The sequence below is a fragment of the Cupriavidus sp. L7L genome, from assembly GCF_004353535.1.
Taxonomy (GTDB): Bacteria; Pseudomonadota; Gammaproteobacteria; order Burkholderiales; family Burkholderiaceae; genus Cupriavidus; species Cupriavidus oxalaticus_A.
Window position 1 is genome coordinate 134927 of the sequence record NZ_SMNY01000025.1, and the last position, 18687, is coordinate 153613.

An 18687-nucleotide genomic window follows, 5' to 3' on the forward strand; every position below is an offset into this window, starting at 1 on the left:
ACGACTAGCATCGTTGAGATGACGTCGATTCCTACCAGCTGACCAGAGCAATCCGATACCTGCCTCTGCGGGCGCTGGCTATAAAGGAGCTCCACCTCTCACACGGCGGAAGTGCTCTATGGAATCTGATCGCATCTACCTGAAAACCGGCGAGGAAATCGGTGGGCACGCCGGTGCCACCATTGCCCTGACGCCTTCGACTGACAAGCAGCGCGTGAGCCTGCAGGTGCCGCCTGCCAGGGTGATTCCCATCATCTTTCTGCCGGGCATCATGGGCAGTAATTTGCGCATGAGCCGCACGCGCCAGAAGGAGATCGGGCGTACTGACAACATCGCCTGGCGTCCCGACGACCGTTGGGACGCCCTTGCCCGCCGCAACGATTCGCCAGCCCTGCGGCAACGGAACTTCGATCCCGACGAGACCGAAGTGGACCGTTATGAAATCACCGAGGATGCCGGCAAGTTCGACATGACCGGCGCGGAAACGGTGGACTCCGACAAGCGTCACAGCAATGTGCCGGACGGACTGCCCGATATCGGCTTGCTGATGAGCGCACCGCTGCCGCCAGCCGGCGAGGAATGGAAAGCCAGGCGCGGCAATCATGAATCCACGGCGGCGCAGAAGGCGCGCTGGCGCGGATGGAGCGAAGTCATGTTCGAGACGTACGGCACCGTGATCAAGCTGCTGGAGGCGCATATGAACGACATGTTGGTCCCATCGTCCAAGGAGCTCTCGCCAACCTGGAAGCAAGGCAGGAAGGTAAAGGTGCTGGGCGTAGCTCCCGCCTACTGGGGCGGCGCGGGCGATGCGCTGACCGAGGACGATATCCGGCGCGTGTCGGACTGTTGGTACCCGGTCTACGCGATGGGCTACAACTGGCTGCAAAGCAACGGTACGTCAGCGCGGAAGATTGCCAGTCGCATCGACGAGATCATCGGAATGTACAAGGCCAATGGGCGGAAGTGCGAGAAGGTGATCGTGGTCACCCATTCCATGGGCGGGCTGGTTGGCCGCGCGCTGCTACATCCGGACTACGGCAACGCGAAGGACAAGATTCTCGGGATCTACCACGGTGTACAGCCGGCACTCGGTGCCGGGGCGGCCTACAGGCGCGTGCGCGCCGGCTTCGAGGCACAGGACAATCTGTCTGGAGAGCTTATCCGGGGTGTCCTGGGCAGAACGGGCAAGGAAGTGACGGCCGTGTTTGCCAATGCCTCCGGGCCATTGGAACTCTTGCCGAACGCCTCATATCCGCGCGGCTGGTTGCGGCTGCAAACATGCGACTACCGCCAGGTGATGGCGTTGCCGATCGTGTCGGACGAACCATTGAAAGCGTACCGGGATGATCTGGAACTGCACCGGACGCTGGGCGTGAGCAAGCCAGCGGCGCCCGTGGCTATTGGCGATCCGGTCTATGACATCTATGGGCGTAACCCGGAGTGCTGGTGGCGGCTGCTGAATCCGACGTGGATAAATCCTGCTAACAAACCGTATCGTGAGATGGATCCGGCTACTCGCGCCAAAGTGAAGATTGAGGCGGCACAGAAATTCCACGCGGATATCAAGAACTTGTATCACCCCATCACCTACGCCAGCTATGGTCATGACGATTACCAGAAGGCCTATGGCAGTGTGACGTGGCGCGCGGACACTGCCGATCTGGCGCCGCACGGAAACCCGCTCTCGTGGACGCTCGAGAGAGAGGACGCCGAAGGCCGCATCGTTGTTCGTACTGCGAGCGCCGAGCCATTGACGCTGCGCCTGGCGTCCCCGGAGGACGCAGGGGACCAGACCGTGCCGGCCAAAGCCTCAGCCGAAGCTGTGCGCGGTACGCTGTTCCGGCAAACCGGCTACGAGCATCAGGACAGCTATGAGAATGACCTGGTATTGGCGAGTACGCTGTATTCGATCATCAGGATCGCCAACACTGCCGAATGGTGGGATCAATGATCCGCCGAGCCCTAACCATCAGCCTGGCCGCCCTGCTTCTCGCGGGCTGCCAATCGCATGCCTATCCGGAGAAGAACATGTCGGAACCCGCTGCGCTGTCGCCACGCTTGCAGGCGCTCTTTGCCAAGACTAAGCAGGTTTGCTTTGGACGCTACGTGATGGAGGTCCCTGCGGAAGCGAAGCAGCTGTGGGGATTCCAGGAGTTTCCTGGCGAGATTGTGACTCACGTCGGAGCTGCTGGCCACATGAAGGAGATGGCGGAAGGCTATCGTGCCAAGGAGTTGGCCAAGAGCAAGACTGCCGAGATTACATTTTTTGGACCTGGCGCAACTATCAATAGCCTCCAAATACGCTCGTTTGAAAGTGATATAGCCAAGCAATATGGCGCTGAAGAGACGTATACATTTGTTTCCGCGGGGCCCCACCTTTTTGAATGGTCTGGCGGTCGAAAGAATGCCGACTTGATTCGCGCACTTCGACCACGCGACAATGCGTACATTCCAACCGCTCCAGGCGTCTGCATTGACCACGGCTTCGTCGCGGACGCATCCGGCACATTCCAGGAAATCTTCAGCGCGGGTATCCGTCTGCCAAGCTTTCCGGATGTCAGCTTTTCGGTGGACTCCAACAAGCTGGCAACCGTGGACGACACCGGTGACGTGGGACTGCTAGCCTCGATCGCCCAGCAAAAGAAGGATCTTGGCCACCGCTATCCAAAGCTCACGACCTTGCGGGAAGGCAAGCGTACGGTCGGCGTCTGGCAGGGCGAGGAATCGCTGGTCCGCCGCGCGGACGGTACGCACGATTTCGAATGGGAGGCCGTAGGCAAGGAACGTACTACGCTGCACCCAGCCTGGATCAACGCGAAGATGTACACAAAGGTGGCCGCCAATCGTATCGGCGCGGCAGACACCGCGTCCCTGAGCGACGAGGAAGCCATTGCTCTCTGGAACAGGCTGCTGGATGGCGTGCGCTTTCGCGTCAACGCGCCACCGACGCAGACGGGTGCTCCGGTCACAGTGCGCTCGGGCGAGATCATTCCGTTGTCCGGCATGTGGCGCGCCTCGCTTCCGCCGGGACACCCGCAGGCGGCGTGGGTGGGCAGCAAATCCAGCATCGTCAGGCAGAAGGGGATGCCGATGATCCGCTTCGGGCTGTCGCCTGCCGACGAAGCGCTGGTGGTGTGGACGTGGATGGGTGAGGCCAGTGAATGAACCGTTGCACTGCTGCACGGCGAGATGGTGGAGGACCGCCTAATACACCCCCGGCACCATCCGCCACGTCCGCCCGCAGTACGCCGCATACTCATCGCCAAACTGATCGAGCAACAACGCCTCTTCCGCGCGGATGCGCGCCACCAGCACAGGCACCATCGCCAGCGTCAGCAACACGCCCACGCCTGAGCGGAACCCGAGTACCCACCCCAGCGAACTGATCACGAACCCGAGATAGCTCGGATGCCGGATCACGCCATAGATGCCGGTCGTCACCAGCGTATGCCCGGGCTGGATCGCCACCAGTCCGCTGAACCGACGCCCGAGCACGAACACCGGCCACAAGCGCAGCACGCCACCGGCGGCAAACAAGGCCACGCCGAGCCAGCGCACGGTATCGCCATCCAGCGTCCAGAAGCCGATTCGGTCGGTATAGGGCGGCAGATACGCCGCAAGCAGTCCCAGCACACCGAACGCGCCCAGCACCCAGCGATTGCCGCGGTCTTCGCGCATGCCGCTGCTGATGTTGCCGCCGGAGAACAGCGCCGCCACGGCCAGTGCAAACAGCACGATGGTGAGGGCCACGCGCGCGGGATGCGCGAAGAAGGCGCCGATGCCGCCCCAGCCTGCGATTGCGATGGCCAGGTAGGCAACGGTGCCGGCGAGGGTGGCGAATGCCAGGCCGGGAGTCGGGCGCATGGAGACCTCCGCTGCGACGATCGATGCACCTGTGTAGCGTAAGCCCGGCAGGCGGGGCTGTCGAGCGGGCGTGGTCGTGCTTAAATTGCGGGTTTCACCCTGCTGCCGACGCGCCGACGTCGCAAGGGCGCCATGAAACGCCAACGCCATCCCGCCATCCCGCCATGCCACTGATCGACATCCAGAACCTCCAGCAAGCCGCCTTTGCCTTTGGCGAGGCCCGCAACTGGGGCAAGTACCACAGCCCCAAGAACCTGGCGATGGCGCTGAGCGTCGAGGTGGCGGAGCTGGTCGAGATCTTCCAGTGGCAGACCGAGGACGAGTCGCGTCAGGTCATGTCGACGCACAAGCGTGAGCATGTGGAGCAGGAGCTGGCCGATATCACCATCTACCTGACGCAGCTGGTGACGGCGCTGGGTGTGGACCTTGACGCCGCGGTGCGCGCCAAGATGGAGATGAATGCCCGGAAGTATCCATTGCCGGAGTGAGCGGGCGGGTTGCATGCGCTGACATCGGCAACGCAGGCCTGCGTCGCATTGCGCGACGGCGGCCCGGCCTCATGAGCCGGATGCTCCCAGGATGCATAAGAACAGCACCGCATTCAGCACCAACAGTCCGCTGACCGTCAGCGCCATGGCCGATGCGTCGCGCAGGCGCTCGCGCAGGCGGTGCCCGCCCGGCAGCCATTCCCCACGCGTCCTGCGGGACCAGCAGCAAATGCCCGCGCCGCACATGCCCAGCCACGCCAGCGTGCCAAGCGATTCCCATCCGCTTTGCCGGGGTGCCTGCGCGCGCGGCGGCGACGTACGTAGCGGTATGGAAGCCGGGGGCGGACGATCGACTGCGGCGCGGGGGACGGGGTCTTCAAGAATTCCCGATTCGACTACGGGACCAGGCGGAGGCTGCGGCGCGATGTCCGGTGGCGCTGGCTGCGGCTCGTTCGGCCGCGTTAGCCTGGGCGCCATCTTTGGTGCCGCTTGCGGCTCGTTCTTCGCAATGCTGTGCACGGGCGCCTCGGGTTGCGACGCGGTGGCGCGAGGCTCCGGCTTGCGGTTCCGGTGCGGGCGCCAGCTGGCAAAGACGTTGTCCAGGCATGCCACCGACGTGCAGGCATCCCGGCGCCGGCGCCATGCGATGACCTCGTCCTGCCCGATTTCCCCGGCGCGCAGCAGTCGCTGCTGCTGCGCATGAATGCGTTCGTGATTGCGATAGAGCATCGCGTAGTCGCAGATCAGGGTGGCGGCGCTTGGTTGCCGGTGCTCCCTGCACGGGCTGCCGGAGGCGAACAGATCGTCGCAGCGCGCGGCAGGCTGACGCAGCGTGTGCTTGCAGGCGATATCCGACGCCTGCGCACCGGCGGTGAGCAGAAGGTTGATCGAGATGCAAACGGCCAGTTGGCCCGGAAGCCTTGTCATGCTGTCGCCCGGGGCAAGCCGAGGGAGGCGGCGCAAGCGGGGCGTCGATGGGCTCCTATTCTGGGGCTCTGCGGCGGATGTTCGGTGCGGTCGCGCACGGAACGGCAGGGGTGTCCCGGCCTGAGCGCAAGGCCATGACAGGCGTTACGCCAGGATCCAGAGCAGTACGATGCTGTTCACGGCGATCAGTCCCGCCGATACCAGCACGATCCGCGTCGCGGTCCGCGTCCGTTCGCGTCGGCGCGCGGCATCCGGCAGCCATTCAATCCGCCGCCTCCGGCACCACCAGGCCAGGCACACCCCGCACAGCCCCAGCCACGCCAGCGCGACAAGCGTTTCCCATCTGCGTGGCAAGGTGTCATCCACGGGGTAGGCGGGGGTCCATAGGGTGGCTGGGCCGCGAGGTGGCTGATGGATTGCAACCGAGGCGATGGTGCGCTCAGGGGTTTCTCTTCCGGTCGCGGCCTCGGGCCTGAGCTGTGGCGCGGGCACTGAGGCGGAATCCGGGAGCGGCGGGTCGATCGTGACCGGCGCGATGGGAAGCTCCTTGATGTTCCTGTCGGCCACAGGCTCAGGCGGAAGCTGCGGCGCAGGTGGTGAGACGGTATCAGGGAGCGGTCGGTTCTTCTCGACAGGGGCGGGCTGTTCCCGGCTTTCTGTAGACGCCACGGCCGCAGCCGGCAGCGTGTCCCGCTGCTGCCGTTCGTGCCGCTCTTCCTGCTGCCCCTCCTGCTGCCCCTCCTGCTGCCTCTCCTGCTGCCTCTCCTGCTGCCTCTCCTGCTGCTTCACCCGCGGCTCCGGCTTCCCGACAGGCGTAGGCTGCCGGACCTCAGCCTTCTGTCCGGCAGCATCCGGCTTGCTCTTCCTGGTAGCGCGCGCGGGTTGCGCAGGCACCCCCGGGGGCGCGTCGGCGGCGGCGGGAATGGGTTTCTGCCTCGCGTAGTCGCGCCAGTTGGCGAAGGCCCTGTCCAGGCACGGCACCGAGGTGCAGGCATCCCGTAGCCTTCGCCATGCGGCGATATCGTCCGGCCCGAACTCACCGGTGCGCAAGCCCTGCAACTGCTCCGCGTAGACGCGTTCATACGCGCCGCGGAGCATTGTGTAATCGCAAATGAGGGCCGTGCCACTGGGCGGCTTGTCCGCATGCCTGCACGTATTCCCTGGGGCCGACTGGCCGTCGCAGCGGGCGGCCTGCGAACCCAGTCCATGATGGCAGGCAATATCCGACGCCTGCGCACCCGTGGTGAGCATCAGGCTGAACGCGACGCAGGCGGCCAGTCGGCCAGGAAGCCTTGCCATGCAATTTTCCCGCAGTAGCGGGATGCGGTGCGCGATGGCGCCGAAGGGTTCCTATTCTCGACCTGCACAACGGAAGCTCGGTGCGGTAGCGCACTCAACCCAAGCATTCCCCGTCGTGGAGGGCGGCAGGCCCGAAACCGTGGCGTCAGCCATGCTCAGTTGTGTGCTCTGCCTCCGGGCCGGCGGGCGCCCGCGCGGTAATCATCCAGCAGGCTGCGGTGAAGGGCACGGTCTCGCCCTGCACATAGGGCCTGAAGGCGTTGCCGACGACTTCGACAACCTGGGCACGCGTGCCTGCGTCTGCGTCGCGCAGCGCCAGGCCGACGGGGCCCAGGCTCGTGAAGTAGTCTTCCAGCGCGTGCGCCGGCAGCGCGCATGCCACGTCGACCGGCGTGATGTCGATGGCGGTCCAGCCGCTGTCCTCGAGGATGGACCGCACCAACTGGCGATCGCCGAACGCGAACTGGCCAGGCCCACCCGGCTGGCGGGGTGGCAGGTTCGGCAACAACGGCGCAGCGGCGCGCTCGGCAGTGGTCATGAAGGGGTTGTCTGCCGCGCTGCGCCAGGCGATGCAACGCAACGCGGCGCCCGGCTTTGCGGCACGCCGCAGGTTGGCAAACGCGGCGACCGGGTCGGTGAAGAACATCACGCCAAGGCGCGACACGATGGCGTCAAAGCTGCCTGGCGCGAAGGCATGGGCTTGTGCATCCGCGTGGACGAACGTGGCCGGCACGCCTTCCCGTTGCGCGCGCGACCGCGCCACGTCCACCAGCGGGCCGGAGATGTCGATGCCCGTGCAATGCCCGCGCGCACCGGTCAGCCGCGCGAGGGCCAGCGTCGTAGCGCCCGCACCGCATCCTACGTCGAGCAAGTGCTGCGCCGTGCCGGCATCGACCGCGCCGGCCAGCAGCGCTTCCATCGGCTGGAGCATCCGGTCAAGCAGCGCCTGGTGCGCTACCCATGCCTGGCCGGTCGGGCCGTTCCACAGCGCGGCTTGTTCGCCGGCGCCACTGCTTGTTGCCTGCTTGTCACCCATGGTTGTGTCCTCCTGCACGCCATCGCGGCGGCGAAGCTACACTGTGCCAGTTCAAGTCAACTTGAGGTCAAGCGGTGACAAGCCTGGATATCGCCGAAGTGGCGCAGCAGGCGGGCGTGCCTGCGTCGACGCTGCGCTTCTATGAGGAAAAGGGCCTGATCGCCCCGATCGGCCGGCGTGGCATGCGGCGCGTGTACGACGCCGCGGTGCTCGAACGCCTGGCGCTGATCGCGCTCGGGCGGGCGGCTGGATTCTCGCTGGAGGACATCGCCCGGATGTTCTCGCGGCAGGGCGGGCTGCAGATCGACAGGAAGCTGCTCGCCGCCAAGGCCGACGAGCTGGACCGGACCATCCGGAAGCTGACGGCGATGCGGGACGGATTGCGGCACGCGGCTGCGTGCCCGGCGCCGAGCCATATGGAATGCCCGACGTTCCGGCGGATTCTTGGTGCGGCGGCATCGGGGGCGATTGGCGGGCGCCGCAAACGTACGGCCGCCGCTTAAGCCGGCGCGAAGGCGGCCTGCGGCCAGCCTTCGCGTGGCCAGCCCCCTTACCCCAGCCTGAACTGCCCCACCGCCCCTGCCAGGCTGCCCGCCTGCGTCTGCAATGCCGCCGCCGCGGCCGTCGACTGCTCCACCAGCGCCGCGTTTTGCTGGACCATCTCATCGAGCTGGCTGACCGCTTTATTCACTTCTTGAATGCCGCGCGTCTGTTCCATCGATGCGTGAGTAATCTCGTTAATAATTCTGGTCACCTTCGACACATTGCTGACGATCTCGTCCATCGTCTCGCCGGCGCGCCGGACCTGGCCCGAGCCGGAGGTGACACTGCCCACCGTGGACTCGATCAGCGTCTTGATCTCCCTGGCTGCCTGCGCACTGCGCTGGGCCAGCGCGCGCACCTCGCCCGCGACCACGGCAAAGCCACGGCCCTGGTCGCCCGCACGCGCGGCTTCCACGGCGGCATTCAACGCCAGGATATTGGTCTGGAAGGCGATGCCTTCGATCACGCCGATGATGTCCGAGACCTTGACCGAGGCGTTCTCGATCTGGCCCATGGTGGCGATGACTTCGCCGATCACCACGCCGCCATCGGCGGCCACGCGCGAGGCGGTGCTGACCGACTCGTTGGCATGCTGCGCCGAGTTGGCCGACTGGCTGACGGTGGCGGTGATTTCTTCCATCGACGCCGCGGTCTGCTCCAGGCTGGCGGCGGCGGATTCGGTGCGGCGCGACAGGTCGATATTGCCGGCGGCGATCTCGTCGGACGCGGCGCGCACGGATTCGCTGGCTTCGCGGATCTGGCGCATGGTGGTGCAGAGCTTGTCGGCAAAGGTGTTGAAGGCGCGCGCGATCTGCGCGACTTCGTCGTTGCCGTGCGCCGGCAGGCGCTGGGTCAGGTCGCCGTCGCCGGAGCCGATGGCGTCCATGGCGTCGCGCACGGTGCCGAGGCCGCGCAGCGACATGGTCGCCACGCCCCACACCACGATGGCCGCAACGCCGGCGATCAGCACCAGCGCGATCACCGAGGCGATCAGCACCGAGCGCATGCCGGCGGTGGCCTCGGCCTTGTCGAGCGCGACGATGACCATCCAGTCGGTGCCGGCGATGGCGCGCGCTCCGAGCAGCTTGGCGCTGCCGCCGACATCGACCTGCAGCGGCGTTGTCGCACCGGCCAGCGTGCCGAGCTTGTCCGCGGTCAGCGCGGGGATGAGGTCGGTGACGGGCTTGAGCGTGAGCTTGTCGTCGGTATGCGCGACGATCTCGCCGGACTTGGCGACCAGCATGCCGAAGCTCGCCGGCGTCGGATGGATCGCCTTGACGTTGGCGACCACGGTGTCCATGGCGACGTCGCCCGAAACCACGGCCTTGATGCCGCCGTCGCGGATCACCGGCACGGCGAAGGCCACCACCAGCTTGCCGGTGCCGGCATCGACATAAGGCGGCGTGACCACCGGCTTGCCGGCCGCGGCGGCCTGCTTGTACCATGGGCGGCCGGTGGGATCGTAGTCGGGCGGGATGCCTTCGGGCTTGGAGAACTTGGCGGTCTTGTCGGCATAGCCGACGTAGACGTTGGCAAAGCGGCCGGCATCGGCCATCTGCCTGAGCGCGGCATCGGGTTCGGGCTGCAGCACGGCGTCCTGCAGGGAATTGATCATCTGGCTGTGCGACGCCACCCATTCGACGATGGCGCTGGTGTGGCCGCTCTGCACGGCGGCCAGGCTGCTGTCGATGGCGTCTTCGTTGTAGCGGCTGGCGACGGACTGGTTCAGCGCCGTATTGATGGCGAGCGCGGCCACGACAATGGCCACGCACAGGGCCATGATCCGGGCGCGGAGGGTATTAAACATCGGGGGAGTTCCTTCGTAGGGAATCGTTGGGGGCGTTTGTTCGTGGGATTTCCACCACGCTGTATACGGTGCACCCGCTTGCCGACTTGAGGCAGGAAGGCGAGATGTTGGGGAATTCACCGAAGTTGATGACGCAACGCACCCACTTGCTGTGTGATCGGAGCGTCGTTCAGGATACTGAGGCGAGGCTTCCTTACAACGCATTACAAAGGCTTACACCGGGTATGCGTTTCGCAGCATATTCTCCGATCAACCTATGACAAAAATTGGAGAGACACCGTGCTGAACCTTTCACACTCATCCACGCCGCTGCGCATCCTGGCGCTGAGCGGCGCGCTCGCGCTGGCCGCCTGTGGCGGTGGCGGTGGCGATGATTCCGGTGGCCAGGGAACGCTGAAGGTCTCGATGACCGATGCGCCCGCCTGCGGCTATGACAATGTCTTTGTAACCGTCAACAAGGTGCGCGTGCACAGCAGCGCCAATGCCGAGCCCGGCGCGGGCGGCTGGGTCGATATCGACGTGGTGCCCGCGCGCAAGATCGACCTGCTGTCGCTGACCAACGGCGTGCTGACCACGCTGGGCCAGACCGTGCTGCCGGCCGGCAACTATCAGCAGGTACGGCTGGTGCTCGACGCGAACCGGGGGGGCGGTTCGGGTGCGCTGGCCAACTCCGTGGTGCCCACCGGCGGTACCGAGCAGGCGCTCGATACGCCCAGCGCGGTGCAGTCCGGCATCAAGATCAACCGCCCGTTCACGGTCGCGTCCGGCACGCTCACCGACCTGGTGCTGGACTTCGATGCCTGCAAGTCGGTGGTGACGCGCGGCAACGGCACGTATGGCCTGAAGCCGGTGGTGACGGCGATTCCGACGGTGGTCAGCGGCGCGGTCACCGGCGTGGTGGCCTCGGCCCCGGGCGCACGCGTCTATGCCGAGCGCAACGGCGTGGTGGTGAAGGCGACGGTGGCCGATGCCAACGGCAATTTCACGCTGTCGCCGATCGAGCAGAGCAGCACCGCCGGCGCGGTCGACGTGGTGGTGGTGCCGGGCGAAGCCAATGGCCGTGGCACGGGCATCGTACGCAGCGTGCCGGTGGTGGCGGGCGGCAGCACGGCGATCTCGAATTCGGCATCGCCGATGTCGCTGCCGACTTCCGCGTACCGCCGCGTCTCGGGCACGGTGACGCCGGCTTCGGCCGAAGCGACGCTGCGCGCGCTGCAACTGGTCAACGGCGGCACCTTCGAGATCGCGGCGACCGCCGCGGAAACCAATACCGGTGCCTACAGCCTGTTCGTGACCGAGCGGGCGCTGCCGGTGGCCGCGCCGGTGATCGGCACCTACCAGGCCTCGCTGCCGATCCCGCTGCAGCCTGACGGCGCCGCGGGCGGCAAGTACAGCGTGCAGGCCACCAGCAATAGCGGTGCGGTGGTGACGCAACAGGTCGATGTGAATACTGCCGATGTGATCCAGAACCTGTCGTTCTGAGCGGGCCCGGGTTAACGGGGGACCAGCCGGAAACGGGCGCAAGCCTGCTTCCGGCTTCTTCGTTTCTGGCGCCTGCCCGGTTCGGCATGGCGCCCCGCTGGCCGCGGTTTCCCGCTAGACTTGGACTCTCGCGTCCAGGGAGATCGCGCCATGGCAGCACGCACCGCGGCCAAGTCCGCACCTGCGCCGGCAGCTGAGCCAGCGTCTGCGCCGACAGCAGCGCGGCGCAAGCCCGGCGGCCTGTTCCGGGTCGGCATCGGCGGCTGGAATTTCGCACCCTGGCGCGACAACTTCTATCCGGCCAGGCTGCCGCAATCGCGCGAACTGGCCTACGCCAGCCGGCACCTCAGCGCGATCGAAATCAACAGCACTTATCACGGCACGCAAAAGCGTTCGTCGTTTATCAAATGGCGTGATGAAACGCCGGAAGATTTCATGTTTGCGGTAAAAGCGTCGCGCTTTGCCACCAACCGGCGCGTGCTGGCGGAATCGGCCGAATCGATCGAACGCTTTATCGACAGCGGCATTGCCGAGCTGGGCCCCAAGCTGGGTCCGCTGGTCTGGCAGTTCGCACCGACCAAGCAGTTCGACGGGGAGGACTTCGAAGGTTTCCTGCAACTGCTGCCGGCTTCCGTCGAAGGCGTGAAGCTGCGTCACGTGCTCGAAGTGCGGCATGACAGCTTCATGACGCCGCACTACCTGAAGCTCGCGCGCAAGTACAAGGCCGCCACGGTGTTCACCGATTCGCCGAAATTCCCCTCGATGGCGGATTTGACCGGGGATTTTGTCTATGCGCGCCTGATGGAAAGCAGCGAGAAGCTGAAGACCGGCTATGGCCCCAGGGCGCTCGACGAATGGGCCGGACGCGCGCAGTCATGGGCGCAGGGCGCGCAGCCGGACGACCTGCCGGTGCTCGAAGACCGCAAGCCCGCGGCACCCAAGCGCGGCAAGCGCGAAGTCTTTGTCTTCTTCATCAACGGCGCCAAGGAACGCGCGCCGGCCGCCGCGCAGGCGTTGCTGGAGCGGCTGGGCTGGACGCCGCCCGCCGACGCGGATGCCTGACGCCGGCTCGCTATAATCCCGCATGAACTCGACCCCTGTCCAAGCACCCCCGCAGCCGCAAGCCGGCCCCGCTTTTTCCACCCTCCCGCTGTCGCCCGCCATGCTCGCCACGCTGGCGCAGCTCGGCTACGACGAGATGACGCCGATCCAGGCGGCCAGCCTGCCGATCACGCTGGCGGGCCAGGACCTGGTCGCGCAGGCCAAGACCGGCAGCGGCAAGACCGCGGCGTTCGCGCTGGCGCTGCTGAACCGGCTCGATCCGCGCCGCTTCGACGTGCAGGCCATGGTGCTGTGCCCCACGCGCGAACTCGCCGACCAGGTCACCCAGGAAATCCGCCGCCTCGCGCGCGCCGAAGAGAACATCAAGGTGCTGGCGCTGTGCGGCGGCTCGCCGATGCGCCCGCAGGTGGATAGCCTTATTCACGGCGCGCATATCGTAGTGGGTACACCCGGCCGGATTCTTGATCATATCGATCGCGGCAGCCTGGACCTGGCGGCGATCAACACGCTGGTGCTCGATGAAGCCGACCGCATGCTCGACATGGGCTTCTTCGACGATATCGCTTACGTCGCCAGCCGTTGCCCGAAGGAGCGCCAGACGCTGCTGTTCTCGGCGACGTATCCCGAAGGCATCGACAAGCTTGCCCACAAGTTCCTGCGCAAGCCGCAGTCGCTGAAGCTGGAAGCGACGCACGACAACGCCACCATCCGGCAGCGCTTCTATGAAGTGGAGGAAGGCGAGCGCCTGGGCGCGGTCGGGCGGCTGCTCGACCATTTCCGCCCGGCCAGCACGCTGGCGTTCTGCAATACCAAGGCGCGCTGCCGCGAGCTGGTGGAGCTGCTGCGCGCGCAGGGCTACCAGGCGCTGGCCCTGCATGGCGACCTGGAGCAGCGCGATCGCGACCAGGTGCTGGTGCAGTTTGCCAACCGCAGCTGCTCGGTTCTGGTGGCCACCGACGTGGCCGCGCGCGGGCTGGATATCGCGCAGCTGGAAGCGGTGATCAACGTCGAGATCACGCCCGATCCCGAGGTGCACGTGCATCGCATCGGCCGCACCGGCCGCGCCGACCAGGAGGGCTGGGCGTTCAGCCTGGTCAGCATGGACGAGATGGGACGCGTAGGTAATCTCGAGCAGCACCACGGCGGCGAGTTCGAATGGCATTCGCTGGCCGAACTGACGCCCGCGAGCAGTGAGCGCCTGCTGCCGCCGATGGTGACGCTGCAGATGCTTGGCGGCCGCAAGGAGAAGATCCGCCCCGGCGATATCCTTGGCGCGCTGACCGGCGAGGCCGGCTTCACCAAGGAACAGATCGGCAAGATCAACGTGCTCGATATGTCGACCTATATCGCCGTGGAGCGCAGCATCGGCCGCGAGGCGGTGAAGCGGCTCAACGCCGGCAAGGTCAAAGGCAAGAAGGTGAAGGTGCGACTGATGACGGAATAAGTGGAAGCCCGCAGTCGTGGGTGCGCCACAACATCGCTTACAAAGATTCGCGTAAGTCACCCTGTAAGCCGGCGCATTCCTTTGCTACTCTGGTTCCATTGGTCGCAAGGCAGGTAGCGCCAGCCGCATGATTTCTCGACGGAAGAGGAGTTGGTGATGAAAACTGCACGCCAGGTTCTGGAATCCAAGCCGACTCAGGCCATCTACAGCATCCCGCCGACGGCGACGGTCTATGCCGCGCTGCAGCTGATGGCCGAGAAAGGGATCGGCGCCCTGCTGGTCATCGAGCACGGTGACATCAAGGGCATCCTGAGCGAGCGCGACTATGCGCGCAAGGTGATCCTGATGCAGCGTACTTCGCGCGAGACGCTGGTACGCGACATCATGACCACCTCGGTGATCTACGTCAGTGCCGGCCAGAGCACTGACGAATGCATGGCGCTGATGACCAAGCACCGGCTGCGCCACCTGCCGGTGATGGAAAACGATGAACTGGTCGGTATGCTGTCGATCGGTGACCTCGTGAAGGACATCATCTCCGAGCAGCAGTTCATCATCGAGCAGCTGGAGCATTACATCCATGGGGGTGGGCATTAGGCAATGCGTTGGGCTGGTGGGGAATTGATGCGCCGGCCCTGCCCCCTGGCCCTTCTCCCGCGGGCGGGAGAAGGGAGAAAACCGTAGGGGTTTGACGACATGCCCCGCGGCCTCCCTTAGCGCGATATGCGCCGACCGCATATAATTATGCGGTTACTGAATTACGGTCACTCCGCTGCGGCCTACCGGCCGTTCCTGGCGGACCTTCCGGCCGGCAATTCCCCCTTCCCTGTGTTTCCCTCGCGGCACTGTGCCGCGTACCCGTGTCTGCAATGTCGTCGTCCGCACCCGCCGCCCAAGCCATTCCAACGCCCGTCCACGACCATCGCGCCATCATGCGCGTCATCGGCGGCATCGTGCTGTGCATCCTGCTGGCGGCGCTGGACCAGACCGTGGTGATTCCGGCGGTGCCGGCCATCGCCAATGACCTGAACGGGTTCGGCCACCTGTCGTGGATCGTGACCGCGTACCTGATCGTGTCGACGGTGACCACGCCGCTGTACGGCAAGCTTTCCGACAGCTTCGGCAGGCGCCGCCTGCTGATGGTGGCGATCACGCTGTTCATCGGCGCCTCGGTGGCGTGCGCGCTGGCGCAGACGCTCGGGCAGCTGATCCTGTTTCGCGCGCTGCAGGGCGTGGGCGGCGGCGGGCTGATGTCGCTGGCGCAGGCGGCCATCGCCGACGTGGTGGCGCCGCGCCAGCGCGGGCGCTACCAGGGCTACCTGGCCACGGTGTGGGCGGTGGCGTCGATCGCGGGGCCGCTGGTGGGCGGCTGGGTGTCGGACCACATGTCGTGGCGCTGGCTGTTCTGGGTCAACGTGCCGCTGGGCCTGCTGGCGATGGCGATGTGCCATCGCGGCCTGGCGATGCTGCCGCCGCGCGGCGGTCCGGCGCGCGTGGACTGGCCGGGCGCGCTGCTGCTGGCGGTGGCCATCGTCGCCTTCCTGCTGGCGATGAGCTGGGGTGGCGATGTCTATGACTGGCTCTCGCCTGAGCTGGCCGCCCTGCTGCTCGCCGCGGCCGTGGCGGTGGCGCTGCTGGCGTGGCAGGAGCGCCGCGCGACCGACCCGATGCTGCCGCCGCGGCTGTTTGCCAACCGCGCCTATGTGATGGGGGTGGCGGCGTCGGCGCTGTCGGCGCTCAACATCTTCCTGTGCATCTTTGCGTTGCCGCTGCACTTCCAGCTGGTGCGCGGTGCCGATGCTTCGACTTCCGGCCTGCTGGTGATGCCGTTCCTGCTGGCAACGGTGGCGGGCAACTTTATCGTGGCATGGGTGGCGCCGCGCGTAGGCCGCATGCGCGGCATCCTGACGGCGGGCTATGTCGCCGGTGCGCTCGGCCTGATCGTGCTGGCGCTGGTGACGCCGGCGGTGCCGCTGGCTGTCGTGCTGATGGCGATGACGCTGGCCGGCGTGGGCCTGGGCATCACCATGGTGGCCACGCTGATGAGCGTGCAGAACGTGCTGGAGCGCCGCGATACCGGCGCCGGCACCGGCGCGCTGCTGGTGCTGCGCTCGCTCGGCAGCGCGCTGGGCGGGGCGCTGGCGGGCACGCTGCTGACGCTGGAATTCCGCCATGCGCTGGCGGCCTCGGGCGTGAAGCAGGCGCTCGACCTGGGCGCGCTGCGCCATGGCAGCGAAGCGCTGGCGCAGCTGTCGCCGGCGGTGCGGCACGTGCTGGCGGGCGGTGTCGAGTCGGGCTTCCAGCTGATCTTTGCCGCCGGTGCGGCCGCGTCGGTGCTGGCGCTGCTGGTCGTGCGCAGCATGCCGGACTTGGAGCTACGCAGCAGCGTCACCGAACACGCGGCGACGCTGGCCATGGACTGAAGCGGCGGGCGGCAGCGGCCCCGCCATCGGCGTAGACTACGCGTACCCGATACAGCGAGCCGACCCCTGGAGCCCCGTCGCCATGTTCCGCCGTTCCGTGATTACCCATCCCGTCGCCTTCGCCGCCGTGGCGTTCGCCGCGGCGGCACTGCTGCCCTCGCCTGCCCGCGCCGCCGACAAGCCCGCAGCGCCCGTTGTGGCGACGCAGGCGGGCGCTTGCCCCGCATCGCTCAACTTCACCTTCCCGCGCCTGCAGGACGAAGCGCCGCAGAACCTGTGCCAGTACGCCGGCAAGGTGGTGCTGGTGGTCAACACGGCAAGCTATTGCGGCTTCACGCCGCAATATGAAGGGCTTGAGGCGCTGCACGCCAAATACAATGCGCGCGGGCTGGTGGTGCTGGGATTCCCGTCCAACGATTTCTCGCAGGAGCCGGGCTCGGAGAAGCAGATCGCGGACTTCTGCTACAACACCTACGGCGTCAAGTTCCCGATGCTGGGCAAGTCGCACGTGCGCGGCAGCGACGCCAACCCGATGTACGCGCTGCTTGCCAGACAGACCGGCACCGCGCCCAAGTGGAACTTCTACAAGTACCTGATCGGCCGCGACGGCAAGGTGGTGGCCAGCTACGACAGCCGCACCAGGCCCGACGACAAGGAACTGGTGGCGAAGATCGAATCGCTGCTCGGCGCGCAGCGCTGAGCAGCGCCCTGCCCGCGCCACCTCCGCGCCAGCTCAGTCGCGCACCAGCCCTTCCGCGCGCATTGCTTCCTGTACCGCGGGCCGTGCGGCCACACGTGACAGGTATTCCTGCAGCGACGGGTAGGCGGTCAGCGGCATCATCAGCATGCGCGCCCAGCCAAGGATGGTGAAGCAGTACGCATCGGCCACGGTGTAGCGGTCTCCCATCAGGTATTGGCGGGTTTGCAGGTGGCGGTCGAGTTCGGCGAAGCGCGCCTGCAGCTTTGCCTTGCATGCCTGCTGCGTGCTTGCCGCGGTTTCCTTGTGCCACAGCCACGGGCTGAACACCTTGTGCAGTTCGGTGGAGACCAGGGTCAGCCAGCCGGTGGCTTCCAGCCGCTCGCGCGTGCCGGCGGCGGGCAGCAGGCCGCGCTCGGGCACCAGATCGGCGATGTACTGCAGCAACGATGCCACTTCGGTATGGCGCGAGCCGTCGACCAGCTGCAGCAGCGGCACATAGCCGCGCGGGTTGATGGCGTAGTAGTCGTCGCTGCCGTTCTCGGGCTGTGCCAGCTTGTGGTGTTGCAGGTCGACCTGGGCCAGCGTGACGGGGAGGCCGGCTTCGCGCAGCGCGATGTGGACGGACATCGAGCATGCGCCGGGGGAGTAGTAGAGCTTCATCGCGATCCTGTTTGGGGTGGGCTGGCCGCCACGCCATTGTGGGGCCGTGGGAGCAGTCTAGGATCGCGGATTCGGTGCGGCAATGCGCGGGCGTGCGGAGGGGGATTGCAGATTTGCACAGCCCGCGTGCTTCGATGGCGCGACTGGATCGCGCCATCGTGGCTCAGGCAATCACTCCACTTCGCGGAACAGCCGGCCCCACCCTTTCAGCTCGCGCGTATCCACGCCGCACAGCCGCAGCGATTTCCACACCACGGTGGAAATGGTGTCGTACAGCGGGATCCCCGTCTCGGCTTCAAGCTCCTCGGCCAGGTGCGCCGCACGCAGGTTGGTGCAGAACGTGGTGATTGCCTGCGGCCCATGCTGCGCGAGGCCGCGTACCATCTCGCGGATGGTGTCGGCTTCGACTTCGGCAAAGCTGTAGTTCACGTGCAGGTCGAGGTGGCTTTCCGCCACGCAGTGAAAGCCGCTGCGTTCGTAGTTGGCGATGATGCGCTGCTGCACGTCGTCCAGGTACGGCGTGGCCAGGCCGAAGTTGCGCGCACCGGTCTTTTCCAGGATCTCGTTGAGCGCCAGCACCGAGGTAGTGGCCGGGATGCCGGTCGCCTCGGTGATCTGCCTGCACAGCGCTTCATCCTTGTCGAAGCCGAGCCAGCCGGACGAGGTGCCGTTCCAGGCGATGACGTCGACGCGCGCATCGGCCAGCAGGCTGGCGGCGGCCAGGATCTTGTCGAGGTTGAACTGCCCCAGCGCCTGGTCGCGCAGCGAGATCTCGGTCACGGTGAAGCGCGAGAAATGCGCGCTGACATTGGGCAGGCCGGCAACCATCGCGCTGGTGATGGGCTCGAGCGCCGTGTTGGAAGACGGCGTGAGCATGCCGAGTCGGATTTGCTTGGTCATGTTGTGTTCAGGAGTAAACGTGGGGGCTGGGACGTTGCCGGCCCCCTGCTTG

17 protein-coding genes are annotated in these 18687 nt (G+C 66.3%); 10 read left to right on the top strand and 7 right to left on the bottom strand.

Going from position 1 to position 18687, the window contains the following annotated elements; all coding sequences use genetic code 11:
- Positions 1 to 118: 118 nt before the first annotated feature.
- The gene (locus tag E1J61_RS25075) at positions 119 to 1951 is read left to right on the top strand and encodes a triacylglycerol lipase (RefSeq protein ID WP_133096660.1); all 1833 of its coding nucleotides are present in this window, start codon (positions 119 to 121) and stop codon (positions 1949 to 1951) included.
- Entirely contained in the window at positions 1948 to 3165 is a 1218-nt protein-coding gene (locus E1J61_RS25080; RefSeq protein WP_133096661.1) for a T6SS immunity protein Tli4 family protein, read from the top strand. Before E1J61_RS25075 ends, E1J61_RS25080 begins: the two co-directional genes overlap by 4 nt.
- Positions 3166 to 3204: 39 nt before the next feature.
- Here E1J61_RS25080 and E1J61_RS25085 read toward each other — a convergent pair whose 3' ends face one another.
- A complete protein-coding gene (locus tag E1J61_RS25085; RefSeq protein WP_133096662.1) occupies positions 3205 to 3864 on the bottom strand; it encodes an isoprenylcysteine carboxylmethyltransferase family protein in 660 nt (219 codons plus the stop codon).
- A 164-nt stretch (positions 3865 to 4028) separates the two neighbouring features.
- Between E1J61_RS25085 and E1J61_RS25090 the strand changes: the two genes are divergently transcribed.
- Complete coding sequence (locus E1J61_RS25090) at positions 4029 to 4352, top strand: nucleotide pyrophosphohydrolase (protein WP_133096663.1); 324 nt, start codon at positions 4029 to 4031, stop codon at positions 4350 to 4352.
- A 69-nt stretch (positions 4353 to 4421) separates the two neighbouring features.
- Here the strand turns inward: E1J61_RS25090 and E1J61_RS25095 are convergent, their stop codons facing one another.
- The 3 genes from E1J61_RS25095 to E1J61_RS25105 all read right to left on the bottom strand — a co-directional run bounded on the left by E1J61_RS25095 (position 4422) and on the right by E1J61_RS25105 (position 7614).
- Entirely contained in the window at positions 4422 to 5279 is an 858-nt protein-coding gene (locus tag E1J61_RS25095; protein WP_133096664.1) for a hypothetical protein, read from the bottom strand.
- A gap of 144 nt (positions 5280 to 5423) precedes the next feature.
- On the bottom strand, positions 5424 to 6578 hold the full coding sequence (locus tag E1J61_RS25100) for a hypothetical protein (protein WP_133096665.1): 1155 nt from the start codon (positions 6576 to 6578) through the stop codon (positions 5424 to 5426).
- 145 nt (positions 6579 to 6723) lie between these two features.
- Positions 6724 to 7614 carry a class I SAM-dependent methyltransferase gene (locus E1J61_RS25105; protein WP_133096666.1) on the bottom strand — a complete coding sequence of 297 codons (891 nt, stop codon included), beginning with the start codon at positions 7612 to 7614 and terminating at the stop codon, positions 6724 to 6726.
- A gap of 74 nt (positions 7615 to 7688) precedes the next feature.
- On the opposite strand from E1J61_RS25105, the gene E1J61_RS25110 reads away from it, so the two are divergent.
- Positions 7689 to 8117: a helix-turn-helix domain-containing protein gene (locus E1J61_RS25110; RefSeq protein ID WP_133096667.1), complete on the top strand. Its 429-nt coding sequence runs from the start codon at positions 7689 to 7691 to the stop codon at positions 8115 to 8117.
- Positions 8118 to 8164: 47 nt separating this feature from the next.
- Here E1J61_RS25110 and E1J61_RS25115 read toward each other — a convergent pair whose 3' ends face one another.
- Complete coding sequence (locus E1J61_RS25115; RefSeq protein ID WP_133096668.1) at positions 8165 to 9964, bottom strand: methyl-accepting chemotaxis protein; 1800 nt, start codon at positions 9962 to 9964, stop codon at positions 8165 to 8167.
- 279 nt (positions 9965 to 10243) lie between these two features.
- On the opposite strand from E1J61_RS25115, the gene E1J61_RS25120 reads away from it, so the two are divergent.
- The 6 genes from E1J61_RS25120 (at position 10244) to E1J61_RS25145 (ending at position 17075) form a co-directional block, all read left to right on the top strand.
- The gene (locus E1J61_RS25120) at positions 10244 to 11446 is read left to right on the top strand and encodes a DUF4382 domain-containing protein (protein ID WP_133096669.1); all 1203 of its coding nucleotides are present in this window, start codon (positions 10244 to 10246) and stop codon (positions 11444 to 11446) included.
- A 150-nt stretch (positions 11447 to 11596) separates the two neighbouring features.
- A complete protein-coding gene (locus E1J61_RS25125) occupies positions 11597 to 12508 on the top strand; it encodes a DUF72 domain-containing protein (protein ID WP_133096670.1) in 912 nt (303 codons plus the stop codon).
- 22 nt (positions 12509 to 12530) lie between these two features.
- Positions 12531 to 13952 (top strand): ATP-dependent RNA helicase DbpA, encoded by a 1422-nt coding sequence (gene dbpA / locus E1J61_RS25130; RefSeq protein ID WP_133096671.1) that lies wholly within the window; start codon positions 12531 to 12533, stop codon positions 13950 to 13952.
- A gap of 156 nt (positions 13953 to 14108) precedes the next feature.
- Positions 14109 to 14549: a CBS domain-containing protein gene (locus E1J61_RS25135; protein WP_133096672.1), complete on the top strand. Its 441-nt coding sequence runs from the start codon at positions 14109 to 14111 to the stop codon at positions 14547 to 14549.
- A 272-nt stretch (positions 14550 to 14821) separates the two neighbouring features.
- Positions 14822 to 16375 (top strand): MDR family MFS transporter, encoded by a 1554-nt coding sequence (locus tag E1J61_RS25140; RefSeq protein WP_133096673.1) that lies wholly within the window; start codon positions 14822 to 14824, stop codon positions 16373 to 16375.
- A gap of 82 nt (positions 16376 to 16457) precedes the next feature.
- The gene (locus E1J61_RS25145; protein WP_133096674.1) at positions 16458 to 17075 is read left to right on the top strand and encodes a glutathione peroxidase; all 618 of its coding nucleotides are present in this window, start codon (positions 16458 to 16460) and stop codon (positions 17073 to 17075) included.
- 33 nt (positions 17076 to 17108) lie between these two features.
- Here the strand turns inward: E1J61_RS25145 and gstA are convergent, their stop codons facing one another.
- Positions 17109 to 17735, bottom strand: a complete 627-nt coding sequence (gstA, locus tag E1J61_RS25150) for a glutathione transferase GstA (RefSeq protein WP_133096675.1) — start codon at positions 17733 to 17735, stop codon at positions 17109 to 17111.
- A gap of 171 nt (positions 17736 to 17906) precedes the next feature.
- Complete coding sequence (locus E1J61_RS25155) at positions 17907 to 18635, bottom strand: aspartate/glutamate racemase family protein (RefSeq protein ID WP_029047813.1); 729 nt, start codon at positions 18633 to 18635, stop codon at positions 17907 to 17909.
- Positions 18636 to 18687: the final 52 nt, after the last annotated feature.

What these genes read in the sequence shown, in the direction of transcription:
- E1J61_RS25075 (WP_133096660.1), top strand. Translation starts at nt 119, where the DNA reads ATGGAATCTGATCGCATCTACCTGAAAACCGGCGAGGAAATCGGTGGG.
- E1J61_RS25105 (WP_133096666.1), bottom strand. Translation starts at nt 7,614, where the DNA reads ATGGGTGACAAGCAGGCAACAAGCAGTGGCGCCGGCGAACAAGCCGCG.
- E1J61_RS25145 (WP_133096674.1), top strand. Translation starts at nt 16,458, where the DNA reads ATGTTCCGCCGTTCCGTGATTACCCATCCCGTCGCCTTCGCCGCCGTG.
- dbpA (WP_133096671.1), top strand. Translation starts at nt 12,531, where the DNA reads ATGAACTCGACCCCTGTCCAAGCACCCCCGCAGCCGCAAGCCGGCCCC.
- E1J61_RS25135 (WP_133096672.1), top strand. Translation starts at nt 14,109, where the DNA reads ATGAAAACTGCACGCCAGGTTCTGGAATCCAAGCCGACTCAGGCCATC.
- E1J61_RS25080 (WP_133096661.1), top strand. Translation starts at nt 1,948, where the DNA reads ATGATCCGCCGAGCCCTAACCATCAGCCTGGCCGCCCTGCTTCTCGCG.
- E1J61_RS25155 (WP_029047813.1), bottom strand. Translation starts at nt 18,635, where the DNA reads ATGACCAAGCAAATCCGACTCGGCATGCTCACGCCGTCTTCCAACACG.
- E1J61_RS25085 (WP_133096662.1), bottom strand. Translation starts at nt 3,864, where the DNA reads ATGCGCCCGACTCCCGGCCTGGCATTCGCCACCCTCGCCGGCACCGTT.
- E1J61_RS25100 (WP_133096665.1), bottom strand. Translation starts at nt 6,578, where the DNA reads ATGGCAAGGCTTCCTGGCCGACTGGCCGCCTGCGTCGCGTTCAGCCTG.
- E1J61_RS25140 (WP_133096673.1), top strand. Translation starts at nt 14,822, where the DNA reads ATGTCGTCGTCCGCACCCGCCGCCCAAGCCATTCCAACGCCCGTCCAC.
- gstA (WP_133096675.1), bottom strand. Translation starts at nt 17,735, where the DNA reads ATGAAGCTCTACTACTCCCCCGGCGCATGCTCGATGTCCGTCCACATC.
- E1J61_RS25125 (WP_133096670.1), top strand. Translation starts at nt 11,597, where the DNA reads ATGGCAGCACGCACCGCGGCCAAGTCCGCACCTGCGCCGGCAGCTGAG.
- E1J61_RS25090 (WP_133096663.1), top strand. Translation starts at nt 4,029, where the DNA reads ATGCCACTGATCGACATCCAGAACCTCCAGCAAGCCGCCTTTGCCTTT.
- E1J61_RS25115 (WP_133096668.1), bottom strand. Translation starts at nt 9,964, where the DNA reads ATGTTTAATACCCTCCGCGCCCGGATCATGGCCCTGTGCGTGGCCATT.
- E1J61_RS25095 (WP_133096664.1), bottom strand. Translation starts at nt 5,279, where the DNA reads ATGACAAGGCTTCCGGGCCAACTGGCCGTTTGCATCTCGATCAACCTT.